Origin of the sequence: Pedobacter frigiditerrae, assembly GCF_032678705.1 — a bacterium.
Lineage (GTDB): Bacteria > Bacteroidota > Bacteroidia > Sphingobacteriales > Sphingobacteriaceae > Pedobacter > Pedobacter frigiditerrae_A.
Genome location: NZ_JAVTSS010000002.1, coordinates 815,103 through 835,289 on the forward strand (window position 1 = coordinate 815,103; position 20,187 = coordinate 835,289).

17 protein-coding genes are annotated in these 20,187 nt (G+C 35.4%); 4 read left to right on the forward strand and 13 right to left on the reverse strand.

The annotated features are described in order from the left end of the window. Window positions 1-68 precede the first annotated feature (68 nt). Window positions 69-713, forward strand: coding sequence for a lactate utilization protein C (locus R2Q59_RS14165; protein WP_316770099.1), 645 nt, complete (start codon window positions 69-71; stop codon window positions 711-713). A 76-nt stretch (window positions 714-789) separates the two neighbouring features. Further along, entirely contained in the window at window positions 790-1,860 is a 1,071-nt protein-coding gene (locus R2Q59_RS14170) for a ketoacyl-ACP synthase III (protein ID WP_316770100.1), read from the forward strand. Between the two features lie 63 nt (window positions 1,861-1,923). Here the strand turns inward: R2Q59_RS14170 and R2Q59_RS14175 are convergent, their stop codons facing one another. The 10 genes from R2Q59_RS14175 to R2Q59_RS14220 form a co-directional block, all read right to left on the reverse strand. After that, window positions 1,924-3,429 carry a tetratricopeptide repeat protein gene (locus R2Q59_RS14175; protein ID WP_316785958.1) on the reverse strand — a complete coding sequence of 502 codons (1,506 nt, stop codon included), beginning with the start codon at window positions 3,427-3,429 and terminating at the stop codon, window positions 1,924-1,926. Between the two features lie 215 nt (window positions 3,430-3,644). Further along, window positions 3,645-4,388 (reverse strand): zinc ribbon domain-containing protein, encoded by a 744-nt coding sequence (locus R2Q59_RS14180; RefSeq protein ID WP_316770104.1) that lies wholly within the window; start codon window positions 4,386-4,388, stop codon window positions 3,645-3,647. 133 nt (window positions 4,389-4,521) lie between these two features. Next, window positions 4,522-5,010 carry a hypothetical protein gene (locus R2Q59_RS14185; protein ID WP_316785959.1) on the reverse strand — a complete coding sequence of 163 codons (489 nt, stop codon included), beginning with the start codon at window positions 5,008-5,010 and terminating at the stop codon, window positions 4,522-4,524. Window positions 5,011-5,659: 649 nt separating this feature from the next. Next, window positions 5,660-6,013: a hypothetical protein gene (locus R2Q59_RS14190; RefSeq protein WP_316785960.1), complete on the reverse strand. Its 354-nt coding sequence runs from the start codon at window positions 6,011-6,013 to the stop codon at window positions 5,660-5,662. Window positions 6,014-6,015: 2 nt separating this feature from the next. After that, on the reverse strand, window positions 6,016-6,669 hold the full coding sequence (locus tag R2Q59_RS14195) for a hypothetical protein (protein WP_316785961.1): 654 nt from the start codon (window positions 6,667-6,669) through the stop codon (window positions 6,016-6,018). Window positions 6,670-6,912: 243 nt separating this feature from the next. Continuing rightward, window positions 6,913-7,752: a hypothetical protein gene (locus R2Q59_RS14200; RefSeq protein WP_316785962.1), complete on the reverse strand. Its 840-nt coding sequence runs from the start codon at window positions 7,750-7,752 to the stop codon at window positions 6,913-6,915. A gap of 319 nt (window positions 7,753-8,071) precedes the next feature. After that, entirely contained in the window at window positions 8,072-9,280 is a 1,209-nt protein-coding gene (locus tag R2Q59_RS14205; RefSeq protein WP_316785963.1) for a site-specific integrase, read from the reverse strand. 116 nt (window positions 9,281-9,396) lie between these two features. Continuing rightward, window positions 9,397-10,494, reverse strand: coding sequence for a Nif3-like dinuclear metal center hexameric protein (locus tag R2Q59_RS14210; protein WP_316785964.1), 1,098 nt, complete (start codon window positions 10,492-10,494; stop codon window positions 9,397-9,399). Between the two features lie 92 nt (window positions 10,495-10,586). Further along, on the reverse strand, window positions 10,587-10,931 hold the full coding sequence (locus R2Q59_RS14215; protein ID WP_316770106.1) for a TM2 domain-containing protein: 345 nt from the start codon (window positions 10,929-10,931) through the stop codon (window positions 10,587-10,589). A 29-nt stretch (window positions 10,932-10,960) separates the two neighbouring features. Further along, a complete protein-coding gene (locus tag R2Q59_RS14220) occupies window positions 10,961-11,263 on the reverse strand; it encodes a DUF2752 domain-containing protein (protein WP_316785965.1) in 303 nt (100 codons plus the stop codon). A 528-nt stretch (window positions 11,264-11,791) separates the two neighbouring features. On the opposite strand from R2Q59_RS14220, the gene mfd reads away from it, so the two are divergent. After that, the gene (gene mfd / locus R2Q59_RS14225; RefSeq protein WP_316785966.1) at window positions 11,792-15,130 is read left to right on the forward strand and encodes a transcription-repair coupling factor; all 3,339 of its coding nucleotides are present in this window, start codon (window positions 11,792-11,794) and stop codon (window positions 15,128-15,130) included. Window positions 15,131-15,201: 71 nt separating this feature from the next. Beyond that, a complete protein-coding gene (locus R2Q59_RS14230) occupies window positions 15,202-15,411 on the forward strand; it encodes a DUF3820 family protein (protein WP_316770113.1) in 210 nt (69 codons plus the stop codon). Between the two features lie 104 nt (window positions 15,412-15,515). Here R2Q59_RS14230 and R2Q59_RS14235 read toward each other — a convergent pair whose 3' ends face one another. The 3 genes from R2Q59_RS14235 to R2Q59_RS14245 all read right to left on the reverse strand — a co-directional run bounded on the left by R2Q59_RS14235 (window position 15,516) and on the right by R2Q59_RS14245 (window position 20,182). After that, window positions 15,516-16,232 carry a DsbA family oxidoreductase gene (locus R2Q59_RS14235; RefSeq protein WP_316785967.1) on the reverse strand — a complete coding sequence of 239 codons (717 nt, stop codon included), beginning with the start codon at window positions 16,230-16,232 and terminating at the stop codon, window positions 15,516-15,518. A 210-nt stretch (window positions 16,233-16,442) separates the two neighbouring features. Continuing rightward, window positions 16,443-19,187 (reverse strand): M14 family metallopeptidase, encoded by a 2,745-nt coding sequence (locus R2Q59_RS14240; RefSeq protein WP_316785968.1) that lies wholly within the window; start codon window positions 19,185-19,187, stop codon window positions 16,443-16,445. A gap of 185 nt (window positions 19,188-19,372) precedes the next feature. Then, window positions 19,373-20,182 carry a phosphatidate cytidylyltransferase gene (locus tag R2Q59_RS14245; protein WP_316770118.1) on the reverse strand — a complete coding sequence of 270 codons (810 nt, stop codon included), beginning with the start codon at window positions 20,180-20,182 and terminating at the stop codon, window positions 19,373-19,375. Between the last annotated feature and the right edge of the window lie 5 nt (window positions 20,183-20,187).

The following is a 20,187-nucleotide window of genomic DNA, read 5'->3' on the forward strand; positions in this document are numbered from 1 at the left end:
GAAGCAGTCTTATTATTAAGGCTGCTTCTTTGCTTATATCCTTCACGTTAAGTAATTTTGGCTGTCGTATGAAAGAGAATGTTTCTTCAAAAGAATTAATGCTTAAAAAGATTAGAAAGGCCTTGCTAGAGAAGCGAGACAATCCCTATCCTAATTTAGAAGAAAGCCCACTTTATAAACAAAATGAAGAAGAGCTAGAAATTCTATTTGCTGAGCAGTTAACAGCAGTTGCTGGCAACTTTATCTTCTGTGAAAATGGTGTTGATTTTATTGAAAACATATTAGAGCTTGCCGATAAGTTTAAATGGAGAAAAATTTATTGTTGGGAACCAGAGCTTCAGGCTTTACTTTCACACTATGAATTTCCTTTCTACCAAACAGATAAAGATTTTGAGCAAGCGGAAGTAGGCATTACCTTGTGCGAGGCTTTAATTGCCCGAAATGGCTCTGTCTTGGTAAGTAATCAACATGCGGCAGGGCGTAGACTAAGCATTTTTCCACATCATCACATTGTGATAGCTAGAACTGGGCAATTGGTGTTGGATTTAAAAGATGCTTTTCAAATGCTCAAAAATAAATATGGCACTCAAATTCCATCAATGGTAAGCAACATTACTGGACCAAGTAGAACGGCAGATATAGAGAAAACCTTGGTGCTTGGCGCACATGGCCCGAAAGAATTATTTGTGTTTTTAATTGATGATTTTAGCTAATTATTTTTAATTTCAATAAAAATATAATAGATTTATACTAAATACCAAATTAGTATAGGGTACAGAAAAGGGCACGATGAACAAAATTTATTCAGTTATTACTGGTACAGGGAGTTATATACCAGAAAATATCATCTCTGGCGATCATTTTTTGAACGCATCATTTTTCGATAACGGCATTAAGCTAGACAAAGAAAATTCAGAAATCATCAACAAGTTTAGTGAAATTACTGAAATCATTGAACGTAGGTATGTAGATTCCAATCAATTGAATAGTGACATTGCAACTATTGCCGCTAAAAGAGCTATTGAGAGTGCTGGAATTGACAAAGAAGATTTAGAGCATATTATCTTTTGCCACAATTTTGGCGACGTTAGAGAAGGTTCAAATCGCATGGATATGCTGCCTGCTTTAGCTGCAAAAGTTAAGCAAATGCTTGAAATTGAAAACCCCGACTGTGTTGCCTATGATATTATTTTCGGTTGCCCAGGATGGGTACAAGGTGTAATTCAAGCTGATTACCTTATTAAAAGTGGCGATGCAAAAAAAGTACTAGTTATTGGTTCTGAAACATTGTCGAGAATTATAGACCCTCATGATAGAGATAGCATGATTTTTTCTGATGGTGCTGGGGCGGTAATTTTTGAAGGGAAGGAAGCCGAAGAACCAACTGGAATTGTTGCACATAAAAGCCAAACCTTTGCAAGTCACGCCTCACTTTTAACAATGGGAAGCAGCAATAATCCTGATGAAAAAAACGGCAACACCTATCTAAAAATGAACGGCCGTAAACTTTACGAGTTTGCTGTAATTAATGTTCCTCAGGTTGTTAAAAAAGCAATAGATAAATCAGGCGTTCCATTAGAAAAAATAAAAACCGTTTTCATTCACCAAGCCAATGGCAAAATGGATAACGCCATTATGAAACGTCTTTTTAAACTGTATGATTTAGATTCGGTTCCAGAAAACCTAGTCCCAATGACTATCTCTTGGTTAGGAAATAGCTCGGTGGCAACTATTCCTACTTTAATAGATTTGGTTTTGAACGATAAAGTAGAAGGGTATAAAGTTACTAAAGGCGAATATGCTGTCTTTGCATCCGTAGGAGCAGGAATGCATATTAATGCTGTAGTTTATAAGTTTTAACCCCTAAATCCCCTAAAGAGGACTTAATAACAAGCTTGGATACTCCCCTTTAGGGGTCGGGGGTTATCCCCCAACCCTTCTTAATCCCTGCTTTGCTTCATTTTCGATGCTGTTTTCTTGCTCATGCCCCTTCATCGCGATAGCAAGATTAAAGCTTGATTTCGCTTTTTGTACATTCTTTTTAGCTTCAAATATTTTACCCATTTGTACTGCAGATTTTGCAGCAAAATAGTACTTCAGAGATTTCCCAATTGTAATGGCATTTTGATAGCTCATCAAGGCTAAATCATCTTTTCCTAAAGCATCATTTAATCGGCCTAAGCGATAATAATATTCTGTTTTATCTTTTGAAGAAGTAAAATCATCTGCTTTGCTATCAGCCAAAATATCCAATCCTTTTGATGAGTATCCGCCATCAAAAAGCAATCTTGCCTTTAATAAATCTTTATTAGGAACTGGAGAGTTTGCTTCATTCAAAGCTTGTTTATCTCTCTCATGAAAATTATAACCGTTTGCTTTTGCTTTAGCCATCATGGCCGAATAACCATTCTCATCGCCTTTTAACAGGGCAATCCAACCTAAGTGCAAATAAGAATCCTTGATATAGTTTACGCCCTTATTTGTCTGTAAATACCTCTCAAACGATGCTCCTGCAGACATATCTAGTTTATTTAATTTAGCAATTCCCATTAAATAGTCTAAGTAAGGGAAGGCTTGGTAGGCCGCCCCAGATGGTTTGTTTGCCAATATGCTTATCGCCTCATCGGTATGCCCATTTCGTGAACAAACATAAGCCTGAACATAACACTTTAGCAAGCTGCTATCGGCAATACGGGCAGTATATTTCATTGTTTTAGCATATGCAGCAGAACTGTGTGCCACATCTGATAATACATAAGCGTAATTAAAAACTACCTCTTCATAAAAGGGTTCATAAGTTGATTTTGGCAAGTTTTCCGCTAACTTATCTAACATATTTAGGCCATTCTGCAAATTACCTTTCAATCCAAATGTAGAAAGAGACGATTTTAAAAAGCCATCGGGCATTGCCCCCATAACGGCATTAATTAAACCTAAACCCATGCTATTTAAATGAAAGCCAGGAAACTTCTTTGTGTTCTCTTGCAATAAACTATTCGCCTTGTTAATTTCCCTCGCAGCAGTAAAATAAGAGCCGTAACGTCCTCTAATTAGCGCCCATTGCAAGTTGATTTGCGCTTGTGCATAAAGGCAATAAGGGGAGTTTTTATCATCGTCACTTATTTGGTCTAACCTATCATCTTTATTAGACTCTAAACGCTCAAATTCTGATTTACTTTCTGTAGTTAACAAATAATAATAATCAACATAGTTCTCTAAAAAAGGAACAATTGAATTATTAGGACGAGCTCTCTTCTCGGCAGCAATTAGTTGGCGAGCCGCATTGAGTTTAAGTTCGAAAATATTTTGATAGGCTTTTACGCAATTTGCATTAAAATCAAAATTAGCAGAAGCGTTGGAAGAAAATAAAAGAAATATAGAGAATAGGAAATAGGAAATAGGTAACCTTAATAATTTGATTTGATGCATTGGTAGCAAATTCGTTTGAAAGTTCAAGTTAGTAATTTTATATAACGTTGAAAAATTGCCTTTGTTTTTAGGGGTAGTTCTAAAAGAGAAAAGACAGCTACAAAATCAACGGGCTAGAAAGGAGATTGCTTCGTCGTTCCTCCTCGCAAAGACGACCCGTTAAAACAAAAAAGGCCGGATTTTCATCCGACCTAGTATTATATTTGGTTTTGGTTCTATGCTTCGGCTAACTCTTGAGTTAACGCTTCATCAACTAAAATTCTTCCGCAATGCTCGCAAACAATTACTTTTTTACGTTGACGGATATCTAATTGACGTTGTGGTGGAATTTGGTTGAAACAACCTGAACATGAATCTCTGTCGATAGTTACAACAGCTAATCCATTTACTGCATTACTTCTCAACCTGTTGTAAGCCGTTAATAAACGCTCTTCAATTTGAGTTTCTGCTTTATCTGCTTTTTTAAGTAAGGCTTGCTCTTCTTTTTCAGTTTCTGATGTGATTGTTGCCAATTCACCTTTTTTAACCTCTAAATCACCTTTTCTAGCTTCAATGTTAGCTAAAGCTTGATCATAGATTTCAGTTTTAGAAGCAATCTCAAAACCATGTTCCTTGATTTTTTTCTCGCAAACTTGAATCTCTAAGTTTTGAATCTCAACTTCTTTAGTTAAAGCATCATATTCACGGTTATTCTTAACATCTTCTAATTGCTTTTCGTATTTTTTAATTAAAGCTTGTGCTTCTTTAATCATATTTTTACGGTTTACAATTGCATCTTCAGTATCGTCTAATTCAGCTTTGATTTTTTGTATACGTGTTTCTAATCCGGCTACTTCATCCTCTAAATCAGCCACTTCCATTGGCAACTCACCTCTTACCTGACGGATTTTATCAACTTTAGTGTGTATGTTTTGTAATTCGTATAAAGCTTTTAGCTTTTGCTCTACTGTTTGTTCCATTAAATGAAATAATTAAAGGTGTATATTGATTATCAGCGTTTTAAGAAAGAAATGGCATCAAAAATGGTATCAATTATTTTCTATCAACGGTTTAATCTCTACTTATCCTATTCTAATAAGCCTGCAAAGATAATCAATATTTTTTATTTTTTCTCGTTGATTGATTGGTATTTGCAATTAAAGCGTCTGCTTCAATTTGAGAAATTTGTTTAGCGGTAAGATTGTGGTTTGGTGGAACAATAAATTTGTTAAATAGCTCCTCCGTTTTCACCGCACTATCATCAGCTTTCTGAAATAATATCTTATTAGTAACATCCGCAACTAAATCTTTATCTTTTAAATTACTTGGAATGCCACTAATTTTGTGATATGTTTTGTAATACCTAATAAGGCTTTCCAAACTTTCTATAATGATTTCTATATCAGTATCGGTTATTTGTAACCCATTATGTTCCTGTTTAATGATTCCATCCCTAACATTGATTTGTAATTGATAAAGTTTCGCTTGAACATTAGATATAACACTACTGTTAAAATCTACACCATATTTTTTAAGGGCGGTAGCGTAAAATGACTTACTAAAAATTGTGCTGTATCGCTGAATACATTCCCTAATATCCATGTCCCGAAGTTAGGTAAAATAAGGCTCTTTAATGAAGCCAAATTATAAAAAGGTACATTTTCCAAGGAACGACTAGCCCGTTCGGCTTACTGCCTTATCTGACTTTAAAAAAGTGGTTTTATTAATCCAAAATTTTTGGGAGAAATTTTGGCTGGACTTTAAGGAGGTACCCACTCATATTAAAATGGCGATTTAAAAAATGAAATTCTATAACAGGATACCAATCTAGATTTTAAATGTGTTTATAAAAAGTTAGTTAGCTGTAATGATGGTTGGGCACACTAATCTCCATCTATTTGATATTTATAGATAAAGATACAATCATGCCCAAAGAACCAACAAACCACCGTAAACCCGTGACAAAAAGCATAATAAATCAAGTAAGACAACTAGCCAAACAAAATGTTCCTGCATCTGTAATCGCTAAAAAACTAGGTAGAACCGAACCATCAATTTATGGTATCGCTAGGTACAACGACATATCATTGGTATCTAATTCAACCGAAAAAAGAAAAAGGTAATTCGTAATGCTAGTTAAGTTATTTTATGGGAAATTTATATCAAAATCCCAAGAAACTCTAATTTAGACACTAGGTTTATTGAATTTATGTTAGGGATATAACAACGTTTCTGGCAGGTTATAGATATGTTAAATCTCATCTATTCTCTCATATAAACTAAGGATATTTTCCATCATTTTAGTTTGAGTTTCAATTATATCATTTATTTGATTTCTAATGTCCAACCGACTCTCCATTCCAGAAAGGAGATGCTTCTCAATTTCGTTAATCCTATTAACAAGCTTCATTAAACTATCGTCATTAATACTCATACCTTCAGAAATAAGCTCTATATTTTCATTGGTCTTAACAATCACATCTGTTTGCGCTAAATTGGCTTCACTTATGTATTCTAAAAATACAATAATCAAATTGACCTTTTCATCTACCGTTATTGCATTTTTTAAATCTTTCAAAAGATTTTTCTGTATGTCTCTGTCCATTTCTAATTAAATTTTATATCTATATCCCACATTTTCCCATCATAATCAAATGCTTTTTCAATGTTAATTCCGCTTAGAACTAACTCTTTATCGGCTCTTTTGTGGTCTATATAAGCACCAAAAGCTTCTGTTGCACTTTCCATATAAATCTTTTTGTTAACGTTTTGTAGTATGTAGTTATTGAAAAGCAAATCTTCATTTTTGTCCTCAACTGCACGTCTATATATTGAGGGCTGAATTTTACCAGTGCTGTCAGTTATAGTTATAGAGTCCTCTATTAACCGAGCAGTAAAATCCAATTCGCCAATAAACTGCTTTGGAAAAAAGCCAATAACAATCGGGGCATCCAATTTGTCGTAATATCTCGCTTGGTAAGCTTTACTTAAAATTGTTAAAAATCGCTCATCCAAATAATTAAATATGTCATGATTAATTGCCTTAAAAATAGCTTTGGTTTCATCTAATTTATCTAAGTGAATAGTCTTAATCTTTACACCATCATATGTCGATAGCAAAGCTTTTAAATATTTTTCTATCGCTGAACTGCCTAAAGTTATTCCCTGCATATTATATCCATTATTTAACAAAAACCTTGATGCGATGTAATCTCGATAACCTAGAGACAATAGTGATAAACTAAATTGATTTCTTTCCATTAAAGAAAGGTACAAAATAGATTCCGCTTATTAATTAACCTGTAAAGGGTAGTGTTCTTTAGCTTTATAGAGTCTGGTGTCCAACCTCAATTTGCAGTCCAACTAATCATTAATCTGTTTTTATCAAAATTGCTTTTGATGATATATCGTCTTAATTATTCTGGCAGGCTAAACCATAAAAATTAATCAAGGCAAAATAGCACGTAAAAGTCGTTTCAAAATATATATGCAAATTGACGGCAACTAAGCTGAAAACCTAACAAATCTATCATTCAACATCTTTTGGTGCTTCGGGTCAAAAGTAGTAATCAACCCATTTTTTTCTTTAAATTTTTCAATTGCTTCAATCTGTTCTTTTTTAAATTTCTTCATTTTCGTTTCATTTTTAGTTGTTCTTTTCGGTTGCATAAAATCACCAAAAATTTCCCAGCTAAGGACTTTATCTTTATCGCTTTTTTGTCTACCATAAATGGATAACTGCTTGGTAGAATATAATAATAAGCTCGTTTTATCTTCTATTGTAGGTATTGGAACATTAAGGCTTATTCCCAATAACCATTTATCCTCTAAGAATAAACTAACATCTTTTATGTACTTATTCACCACATTTACTATTAAATGGCAATGCCATTCCTTTGATTTATTTTGCTCATAAAACACAATTCCTCTATCTATTATATTCAACTCGATAAGATATGTTAGATATTTTCCCGTATATCTTTTGAAGCTATTTAGACTAATTGGAATATACTTCTTTAGAGCATAATCCGTCTGATATTCTTTATTTATCTCCTTGTATTTTTTATTGTAAATCTCTATCTGTTCTTTTTGTAGATAATTCGGGTTTGCTGTACCAGTAAAAAAATCTGTAAAATGGTACTTGCTGAAATGCGTTATTATAGCTTGCTTATACTCGTAAGCTGATACTTTTTTATTCTCTAATGCACGATAAGATATTACTTTATGAAGCAACCTTTTATTCTTAGTTACATTTAAATAGTATGATTGATTATGCTTTTGCTTTGTAAATTGCTTCTTTTCATTTTCTATATTTGGTCTGCCGACCTTAACCGTTTTATTCATTTTACTTAATAGTTTTGTTGGAAATTTATATCAAAATCCCAACTAATTAATTTATCGCTGACACAATTTATTAATGGCTATGCCATCAAGTAGTATCCGCAGCGAACACTTACAAAGTATAGGTCTTAATTGAACGTTTTTCAAGTCCCCTTTTCAATAAATAGGGAATTAGATTAAATATTTTCTTAGGCAGTTTGAAGAAATTGGGATTTTGATATTAAAATCCAGACTTATTGAATTGTAGCTTTAATGTCATTTTTAAACAAAGAACCCCATCAAATATCTTGATAGGGCTGTACGGTAGATTAATTATCATACACTATATAACTCCAGTATGCTCCCGAACGGGTCTTTTTGCATCTCTACTATATCTTCCTAAGATGGCGGTACTCTTGTGCCCAGTATAGGCAATTATATCATAATCGCTCCATTGCATCACCTCTATGCAATAGACTATTCCAGAGTGTTTCATGCTGTAAAGCGTATGTCCCTTATCTAATCCTAGTCTACTAAATAATGTTTTAAATTTATCTTGAAAATGGGATAACGGTGTTTCATGTTTAGCAAAAAGCAATTTGCTGTGTTCTCCTTTTTTACCAATTTTACCAATATTCCCAAAGAAAAAGTCAGTTGGCTTAACATCGCTTGGTATAAGGGATTTTAATTCTTTGGCAATATGCTTTGGTAAATGAGTATACAATGTTCGATTTGTTTTAGTTATACGCCCATGAAAATTGATTGTATCGTTTTTGAAATCAAAGTCCTTGTAAGTAAGCTTTAATAATTCCGATGGTCGTCTTAGGGTATAATAAAGAAGTCTCATAAGCATATAAAAATGATAATCCATTTTTTTTGCTTCTTCTAATACTGTTTCAAGCAATTCAGCAGGGTACGCTTTATTACTTTCGGAATCCGTATTATTAATAGTATTCAGTTTCCGTAATGGATTTTTATCCAAAACTTCCAAATATTCAGTACAATACTTGAAACACCCTTTAAGATAAGTTAGATAATTATCCCGTTGTGTAGTAGTTGTACCTTGTCCTTCAATTTCATTAAGAAACTCAACTATTAAATCTTGTCCAACCTCATTTAATTGGATGTTTTCTAAACCTCTTATTGTTAACCAATCTTTCATAACATTGTTGTAGGAAAGATATATTTGTTTGGTACTTTCAGAACGTTTCTTTTTGGGATTATAATTGATAAAGTCTGCTAAGTAATTTTGAAATGGTAAATCTGATTTATCCAGCGATTCAAACAACCTGGTATCGGGATTAAAATACTCTTTGCTCAACTTCGTTTTCAGGCTTGTTAAAAGACTTTGAGCATGGGTTTTTCTTTCCGTTTTATTTATCTCAACATCGCCACCATTAACCTTTTTTATATAATCCGATTTATTTAAATCATACGCCTTTTTATAGGGCTTTCTTGCTCCAAAACTATCCTTATACCAAAACTGTATATACCATTTAGCTTTATCTTTTGCTACAAAAGGGTTCTCACAATGTTTATTCAACGATTCCATATACCAAATATACAGAATAAATGGTATCAGTTATGGTATCAATCCGTTAAAACTTTATAATTAAAAGCAGTTTTTGACTGGATAAAAACGCTTTAAATATGATTTAAACACCTCCATTAAATGAAATAATTTATGGGGTTTGTATTATGCTCCGTTAAACGGATTGCAAAGTTAGGAAATTTTTCTTGAATATTATCTATCAACAAATTAGATGTAAATTGTTCGCTTTCATAATGACCAATATCACAGATAATCAACTTCTGTTCAGCATCAAAAAATTCATGGTATTTAAAGTCGGCCGTAATAAATGCATCAGCCCCTACTGAAATGGCATCTTTTAGTAAAAAACTACCAGAACCGCCACAAACCGCAACTTTTTTGATTTTTTTAGGCAACAAAGCCGTGTGCCGAATCACTTTGGCTTTCATATTTTGTTTTACCATATTCAAAAAATCCACATTATCCATTTCTTGTGGTAGCCAACCGACCATGCCTGCGCCAACATTATCTAATTTATTTGTTAACGCATAAATATCGTAAGCTACTTCTTCATAAGGATGATTTTCTAACAAAGCCAATAAAACCTTCCGCTCATCTTGAGCCTTAAAAATGGTTTCAATCCTAACTTCTGCTTCCTGATGTTGCACCCCAACTTCTCCAACAAAAGGATTTGCATCATCACCACCTTTAAATGTTCCTGTGCCTTCTGTGTTAAAACTACATTCGCTGTAATTACTAATATCTCCTGCTCCTGCAGCAAATAAAGCATTTCTCACTTCATCAGCTTGTGCTGTAGGACAAAATGTAACCAGCTTTTTTAACAAGTTATTTTTAGGCGCCAAAATCTTAGCGTTTTGTATGCCTAACCTTTTACAAATTTCTCCACTTACGCCATGGGCAACATGGTCTAGGTTTGTGTGAATAGCATATAATGCGATGTTATTTTTTATCGCTTTTAGTACAACTCGCTCTACATAAGTTTTACCGTTAAACTTTTTTAACCCTTTAAAAACAATGGGATGGTGAGTGATAATTAGATTGCAATTTTTTGCAATTGCTTCATCAATAATCAGTTCTGTACAATCTAATGCAACTAAGGCTGCGTGAACTTCATCATTTGCATTTCCTACAATTAAACCAGCATTGTCATAATCTTCTTGATAATTAAGCGGGGCTATCTTTTCTAGGAAATTGGTAATCTCAGCTAACTTCATGCTATAAAAATAAGAAATCCTTACCCGCTTTTAAACAGATAAGGATTATTTATTCTTTTAAGCCCTCCCTTTCAGCGAAGGGTTGGGTGGGGTTATTGGAAATTTCCCATTCTTGTCATTTGTAAACTTTCGAATACCATACGTTGGTTATGCTCAAAGGCCAATTCTTTGTGGTTAATAATATCTACTATCGAACCAATCAAACATAATCCGCCAGTAAATAAATATAAAATACCCATACCAATTTGGTTAACGATAAATCTTTGTAAGCCTGGGACTAAAAACAATCCGATTACGCAGAACAAAAGCATATCACTTGGGTTTTTCCTTTTGCTTGAATAAATCATTAAAAACGTGCGTACTTGTTGTTCGTTTAAACCATTTGTTGCGGTTTGTAAGTAACTATATTCTTGAGGGGTTATACCCGGTAAAGACATAAATTGTGAGTCAAACATTGCTAATCCTCCTAAAATTTTAAATTAATTTCTTTTTGTTTATTAAATAATTGTTTGGTGAGCTGATAAATGCGTGAGCCAATCAAAATCAAAGCTGGTATACCGAACCAATGATGTGAAAAACTTGCACTAACATCTCCGTGAAACAATGCGGTTATCGACCTTCCCAATCCACATCCTGGGCACCAAGTTATTCCTAAATTTGCCAAAGGGCAAAGGCTAAAGTGATGCTCATGAGGGTTGGCTGTTGCTAACAACACCAAAGCTAAAATCCAAAATGTTAACTCTATCGGAAAGCTTTTAATGTATTTCATGTTCCTCGTTTTGTATTAATTAGAAACAATGATAAGATTTTTGTTACTGTTGCTAAAGTGTACTCGACAAACTCAAAAAAAATCTCGACAAACTCGGTTTTAGTTAAGATGTGAGAGAATAGATATGAGATTGAGACATAGATTTAACAAGTTATTTGAAAATGAATGGAAGTAATTCTTGGCGGTTTGTAGTCCCGCCATTCGCTGCAATCTTTTTAATCAAACCTATAAGGTTTTAAAAACCTTATAGGTCTTTATAAAAAGTATTTCCGCTGCTGTCAGGTTTAGGAACAACGTAAGTGCGCTATGCAAATCCCAAAAATGAAAAACTGCTTTTGCCATTTAGCCCCGGTTGTAGCGAGCACGAAGCTGAGGCACGAAGCGAGTAAAGCGGAAGACGGGACTGAACTTATTGACTTGTACTGGTTTTGCGCTTCAAATTATCAAATCTAAATACTTACAAAAATCGTTTAATTAAACTAAGTGTTCAAATCTTGATACTTGATACTAATTCTTTACCTTTACATAGTGAACATTCGCGACCTGATTAACAGATACAAAACAGACGAGCGTGTTGTTGCGACAGCAAAATCGTTAAACAAGGGAAAGGGCAGCAAAACCCAATTAAAGGGATTGGTGGGTTCTGCCGATGCTGTAATAGCCATTTCAACCTACTTTTTACTACACAAACCGCAGCTTTTTATTCTTCCAAATAGAGAAGAAGCATCTTATTTCCTTTCAGACTTGGAAGGAATTTTAGACAAAGAGGTATTATTTTTCCCTTCCTCTTTTAGAAAAGCTTTTGAGTTTACTCAAATAGATACGGCTAATGTGTTGGCAAGGGCCGAAGTATTAAACGAATTAAACCATCAATCTGAGTACGGAAAAATTGTAGTTACTTATCCAGAAGCATTAGCCGAAAAAGTTATTGACCGCTCGGTTCTAGAAAAAAACACTTTAGAGATTAGTCTTGGCGCTACTTTAGGCATCGATTTTATTAACGAGTTCCTTTTCGAATACGATTTTGAAAGGTCTGATTTTGTTTATGAACCTGGTCAGTTTTCTATTCGTGGTGGTATTGTAGATATATTTTCCTTCTCTCACGAATTGCCTTATCGCATTGAATTTTTTGGCGATACGGTAGAAAGCATTAGAACTTTTGAAATAGACACACAGCTTTCTGTAGACGATGTGAAAAGTTTAACTATCGTACCAAATGTGCAGGCGAAATTCTTAACCGAGAATAACATCAGCCTTTTAGATTATATAGAAAAAGACACACAACTCTGGTTTAAGGATGTAGAATATACTTTAGACATCGTAAAAGGTGGATACAAAAAAGCTATTGAACTTTGGAAAGCTTTAGGATTAGCTGAAAAACAACAAAACCCAAATTGGTTAGACCCAAAATTTTCTTTTACAGACGAGAAAATGTTGTCTGATTTATTTCAAGACTTTGCTTTAGCAGAGTTTGGAAAGCAGTTTTTTTATCAAACTGATGAGGTAATTCAATTTGAAACCAAACCGCAGCCATCATTCAATAAAGATTTCGACTTACTGATTAAAAATCTAAAAGAGAACGAAAGTCAGCATATTCACAATTTTATCTTTACAAACTCTACCAAGCAAACCGAGCGTTTGTATGCGATATTAGATGATATTGATAAAACAGCAAAGTTTACACCTGTTAATATTCCGCTTCGAGAAGGCTTTTTAGATGCCCAACAAAAGGTAGCTTTTTATACAGACCATCAGATTTTTGACCGTTTTTATAAATATCAATTAAAAAAGGGTTATCAACGCAGTCAGGCAATTACGCTTAAAGATTTACGTGAATTGAAGCCTGGCGATTTTGTAACGCATATTGACCATGGAATTGGGAAATACGCCGGTTTAGAAAAGGTAGAAGTTAATGGTAAAACCCAAGAAATGATTCGTTTGGTTTATGCCGATAACGATTTGCTTTATGTGAACATCAACTCTCTAAATCGCATTGCTAAGTTTAGCGGAAAAGATGGTACACAACCCAAAATGAATAAATTGGGTACCGAAGCTTGGGACAAACTCAAAAAGACCACAAAAAAAAAAGTTAAAGACATTGCCCGAGACCTAATCAAGCTTTATGCGATGAGAAAGGCTCAAGTGGGTACTGCTTTTGCACCAGACGGCTATTTAGAAACCGAACTCGAAGCTTCGTTTATTTACGAAGACACGCCCGACCAAGTTAAAGCAACGGCCGATGTAAAAAAGGACATGGAAGCGCCTCATCCAATGGATAGGTTAGTTTGTGGTGATGTAGGTTTTGGTAAAACAGAGATTGCGATTCGTGCTGCCTTCAAAGCCGTTGCAAATGGCAAACAAGCGGCTATCTTGGTGCCCACAACAATTCTTGCGCTTCAACACTTTAAGACTTTTTCATCTCGTTTAAAAGAGTTTCCTTGTACGGTCGACTATATCAATAGATTTAAAACTTCGAAACAAATTAAAGACACTTTAGAGCGTGTAGCCCAAGGAAAAGTAGACATCGTAATCGGTACGCACCGATTGCTAAGCAAAGATGTAAAGTTTAAAGACCTCGGCATCATGATTATTGATGAGGAGCAGAAGTTTGGTGTTGCCGCAAAAGAAAAGTTAAAAGCCATCCGTGTTAATGTTGATACTTTAACCTTAACAGCCACTCCTATTCCTAGAACCCTGCACTTCTCTTTAATGGGTGCTCGAGATTTATCGATTATGAGTACGCCACCGCCAAATAGGCAAGCGGTTAATACAGAACTTCACGTTTTTAATGATAAGTTAATTCAAGAAGCCGTACAGTTTGAATTGGATAGAGGCGGCCAAGTTTTCTTTATCCACAATCGTGTAAATGATTTACCCCAGCTTGGCGGATTGATACAAAAACTAGTGCCAAAGGCTAGAATTGGTATTGCACACGGGCAACTAGATGGTGATCAACTTGAAGATGTAATGCTCGATTTCATTAACGGAGAAAAAGATGTTTTGGTGGCCACAACCATTATTGAGGCTGGACTTGATATTCCAAATGCTAACACGATAATCATTAACCACGCACACATGTTTGGCTTAAGCGATTTACACCAAATGCGTGGCCGTGTTGGTCGTTCTAACAAAAAAGCATTTTGTTACTTGTTGAGTTTGCCGTTATCTACCTTAACCAATGAAGCGAGAAAAAGGTTAAGCGCCATTGAAGAGTTTTCTGATTTGGGAAGTGGATTTAACATCGCCATGCGTGATTTGGATATCCGTGGAAGTGGTAATTTATTAGGTGGCGAACAAAGCGGATTTATTGCCGAAATTGGTTTCGAGATGTACAATAAAATCTTAGATGAAGCTATTCAGGAATTGAAAGATGCCGAGTTTAAGGATTTATTTAAGGATGAACCTGAACGGGCGTTTGTAAACTTTACACAGGTAGATACCGATGTAGAATTGCATATTCCAGATGACTACGTAACTAGTATTACAGAGCGATATAACTTATACACTGAGCTTTCTAAGCTAGAAAACGAAACACAATTAGCGGCTTTTGAGAAAGAATTAAAAGATAGGTTTGGGCCAGTGCCACAACCTGTAAAAGCAATGCTGAAGGTTTTAAGATTACAATGGGTTGGTAAACGTTTAGGTTTTGAAAAACTAAGTTTTAAAAAGAATATTCTTCGTGGTTATTTCATCAGTGATAAACAATCTAAGTTTTTTGATTCAGAAGTGTTTAATAAAATACTAGCTTTTGCACAAATCCATCAACGATTGTGTAATTTAAAGGAAGTAAAAGATAGTTTACGGATTTCTTTCGATAACATTGCAAACGTTGATGAAGCAATAGAAATGCTGGAGTTGATTTTGTAGTTGATAGCTAATGGTCAATCGTCCATGGCCATGAACCATAGTCTATTAACCATCAACCTAATTCTTAGATTATGGACCCACAAATGTTAACCGAGCTGGTTACAATGAAAATGCCTTTTGGTAAATACAAAGGGTGGATTATTTCTCGTTTACCAGAAACTTATTTGGTTTGGTTTCATAGCCAAGGTTTTCCTCCTGGCAGATTAGGACATTTATTGGCAACTATGTATGAAATTAAGTTAAATGGTTTGGAGTATTTGTTGCAAGGGTTGAAGAAATAATTTGTTATTCAGAGCGCACCTATCCCGACTTCTTCGGGAGTGAAGAATCTATTTCTATAAATTAAGCGTAGAGATTCCTCCGAAGTCGGAATGACAAATTCTGATTATATCTCACATCCATTTTCATCACAAACTGCGTCATCGTTTTTATTTAATGATTTTAGTTGTGTTTTAGGCTGCGTACTTTGCCATTCGGTAAAGCTTTGCACAATTGCCTGCTCAAACGCTGGAATTGGTTGTGCGCCAGATAAAGCGTATTTCCTGTCGAACACAAAATAAGGGACTCCCCTAACGCCTAATTGTTGACTTTCATAAACGTCGTAACGAACAGCTTCTGCAAAATCATCGCCTTGCAAAACTTGAACTGTTTCTGTTTTATCCAAACCTAAATCTTCAGCAATGCTGATTAATGTTTCGTGTTTAGCAATGTCTTTTGCACCCATAAAATGGGCGTTAAATAATGCTTCTTCTGCTTGGTCTTGTAATCCTTTGCTTTTAGCGAAATGTAAAAATCTGAGTGCATCAAAAGAATTAGCGGGAACATTGGTATCGAAGTTTAAATTCAACCCAACATTTGAAGCCATTCCAACAACCTGATCAGTCATTTGTTTAGCTTGCTCAACGGACATCCCTTTCGCTCTAGCTAAATAGGTGTATAAATCTTCGTTGGTTGTATTATGATAGTCTGGATTAAGTTGAAAACTCTTCCATTCGACTTCAATATCATCCTTAAATGGTAATTTCTCAATTGCTTTTTCAAAATGTCTTTTGCCTATATAACAAAATGGGCACATCACATCCGACCAGATTTCTACTTTCATCAAACAAAGGTAGGCTTGGTAGTTTTTTGAATGGTAAGCTAAAAGTAAAAACCCAACTAACCAAAAGGTTAGCTGGGTCTTTAAAGCGCTTGTCAGTCTGAGCTTGTCGAAGACTTAGCGCCCGAAGCAATCTTTCTTGCAGGATAGATTGTTCATTAGTCATCCGATGATTATAGCGGGGTGCATATAATCATCGGATGACTAGCCTAGTTATTTATACAATTGGTTAAACATCCATTTAAATGTTCCATGAGTCTGAGACCTAAAAGTAATTTCTGGGCCAAAGGCGAATAATTTTCCTTTGCCATAATCAGCCTCGAAAGCCGCAACCCCATCTTGCAAATAGCTTTGTCCCCAAGCCCAACCACTACGTAAAGGAGTTGAGTTAGCAAACCAAGCTAAAGGTTTAATTTTTCCGCTTGAAACTGCGTCAGCACTTAACTTAAATACCGGACTGTTGTCAAAATAAACATCTGCTGTTTTGTCCATTCCCCAGTTTGCAGATTGGGTTTTGTCTACAGCAACATTCAATACGCTTCCAGGAACATAATATTTCTCTGCTGGCAACCTCTTTTCAACTCCTGCAATTAATTCAACCATCGCATTGCGAACAGGTAAATTTAAATGGGCTGCTAAATTTGTGGCCGTACCAATGGCAACAATTTCACCTCCTGCTTCCAAGAATGCTTTTAATTGAGGGATTGATTTGTCTTGACTCATTCTTCCAACTCTAGCTCTAAATTCTTCTGGAATAGTTTCTAAAGCTGGCGTTCCAAAGCCACCTCTGCCACCTCCAGCACCACCAACTATGGCATTAGCGCTATAAGCCGGAATTGAACCATCAACAAAAACAATCACATCATATTTGTCTTTTAAGCTTCCTTTATCAATATCTGGCGCATAAATTACGGTTGCATCAAAATGGTATTGTTCCATGATAAATCTAATCCATCCTGAATCCATTGAACCTCCGTAAGTATCCCAAATCGCAATTCTAGAGGGAGCAATTTTTATAGCTTTTGCTGGTTTAGGGCCCGAAACAATCCTCATTCCGAAACCGTGTTCTGCTTTATCTAAAATACTTTTAGCTTTTGACGAAGCTGGCACATAAAACGAGCCATCCGTGGCATTGCGATAAACTTCGGCACCGCCCTTTAATAATTCATTTACTGCTAAATAACTTTCGTTGGCATAAGAACTCAACACATATCCACTACCAGAAGGCAATGCTTTTGGTGTTGCTTTTAATAATTTGCCATAAGGTAATTTCTCAAAAGGACCGTCCAATTTATCTTGGATTCTATCGAATTTAACATTCATTAAATAAGCCAATGTCCAACCCGCAGCATCATAAGGTGCAATTGGTGGGCCTCCTTCATATTTAAAATCGTTCGGGTGGTCTTGTGGCTCAAACATATCCAAAACGTGCGGACGAAATGCTTGGTCAGTTTTAACTACATAACTTCCTGTAGGATAATTTTTACCAGCAACAGTAAATGGAGCTGTTGCTTTTTGAACTTGAATACCTGTTCTAATCAACGCGTTTAAAAAGCGAATGGCAGTTGTAAAATCTGGCTGGTCTGCTGAAAGGATGTAACCTCTAGCATCACGATTAACAGGGTTTTTCATCACTGTATCCAAATACTTTACAGACATCCCTCCTCTTCCTTCAAAACCACCCCCACCCTGTGTTGTTGCAGTAGCTGGTCTTCCACTTTGTGCAGCGGCATTAATGGCGTCAATCTTTTTAGGAGAGAACGACCAAGTATCTTTACTTCCTCTATCAATTGAGTTTTTACCCATTTGATAAATATTGTACAATAGTTCATCGTGGTAACGTTGAGCGTAGTTCAATACTGCATAATTTAATGAAACCGAGTAATCAATCGAGTTTTTGAAATACCATTTTTGAGGTAATATTGGATTTGGCGAATCGCCATTTGGCAATAACCGCGAAGGAACTAAAGGAATATCTGATGGTGTTGGACTACCCACAATTTCGGTTAACAAACCAATCATGTTATGGAAATATGTAGTTGTTCTTAATCCGCCATTATACCATGTAGAAAATACAGAACCTCCACGTTGTGTATAACCTGGCTTAGATTCGACATTCATTCTATTGTGCATTGCCGCTCCTACTGCATCAATTGTGGTTAAAACAATTGGATCAAAAACATAATTGTAGGGGTCGCGGTAAGGAGGCCCAGCCACAACCGTTCCTGCCGGACCAGCCTGGTGGTGGTTATACATAATTTGCGGTATCCACTCTACAAACAATTGTCGACCCATATTTTGAGTTTCCTTTAAGTTTAGCATAAAGAAATCTCTATTGTTATCGTGACCTGCGTATTTTTCGTACAAACGAGGAAGACCATTTGCTGACCTTTTCTTTGGGTCTTTTTCTCTCATGTACCAATCACTTACCAACTCTTGTCCGTCTGGGTTAGCGTGTGTCATCAACACAATCACGTTATCCATAATTTTATTGGTTTCTGCATCAATTTTGCTCGAAAGGTTGTAAGCCATCTGGATTAATTGATGAGCTCCCACAACTTCGTTTGCATGTAAACCGCCGTCTATCCAAACTACCGCTTTACCTTCTGCCGCTAAGGCTTTTGCTTGGTCTGGAGTTAAACCTTCAGCATGAGCCAACTTCTGAGAAATTTCTTTGTAACGAGCTAAATTCTTATGGTTTTCTGGAGAAGTAATGATTAACATATACTGGCTTCTACCCTCTTCGGTTTTACCGATATCAACTAGTTTTACTCGCTTAGAAGTCTCTGCTAGCTTTTTAAAATAAGCTTCTGTTTGGGTGTAATTGGCCAATTGATAATCATCGCCAATTGTAAAGCCAAAATGTTCTTTTGGTGTGGGAATGTTTTGTGCCATTGCCGATTGAATGCAAAAAAGCATTGCAACCAACAACAAACTGCGTTGGTAAAGTTTTGCCATGGAATTTAGTTTAGGGGTTTATAAACCAAATATAAAAGAGAATGAGTATTAACCTATGGCTGTTATTGATTTGTTACAGACCAACCCCCAACCCCTTAAAGGGGGCTTTGGAATGTTGGATTATATGTTGTGAATAAATTTTAAGTCCCCTTCAGAGCCTGCTCCGATTTTTACATCGGAGGCATTTAGGGGTTTAAAATCAGATACAGATAAACATAAACCACAGGCGCTGCAATTAGCAAACCATCAAATCTATCTAAAAAGCCTCCATGACCTGGTAAAAAACTACCAGAGTCTTTGGTGTCTAAGCTTCTTTTCAACATGGATTCTACCAAATCGCCAAGCGTACCGAAACAAACAATTAGAACGGCCATTCCTGCCCAAATAAAAGGATTCATTTCTGGGAAAAATCTTGAAATTACATAAGAAACTACTAAGCTGGTAAACATCCCGCCAAAAAAGCCTTCCCAAGATTTTTTTGGAGAATGACGTTCAAATAACCTTGTTTTGCCCAATTTTACTCCAAATAGGTACGCTCCAGTATCACTAGCCCAAAGCATCAATAAAAAAGCCAGCGGCAAGTGAAAATTGTAATTGTTAAAATCTGCTAAAAACCCTAGCGAATAGAAAAAGCAAAAAGGGACAGTTACGTAAATAAATCCCACAAACGTGTAGGAAATGTTAGCAAAGGGAATTTTTTCTTTTTTATATAGTTCGAAGATAAAAACCGAAAATACCAAAGGTACAATCAGCAATAAATATTTTAATCCGAATTGGAAAAAGTGATAACTAGCTGTTAGTAGAAAAATCACTGCCGCAGCAAAAACACCAATGTTTCTATGCGGACGAATCCCTCCTATTTTAACCATTTTATAGAATTCTAACAAGGCAACAATGCTTAAAATTAAATAGAAACCTGTAAAAGCATAGCCATTTAGCAAAGAGGCAAGCATCACGATAGTAAAAAAGAAAGCGGTTATTGCTCTGGTCTTCATAAAAT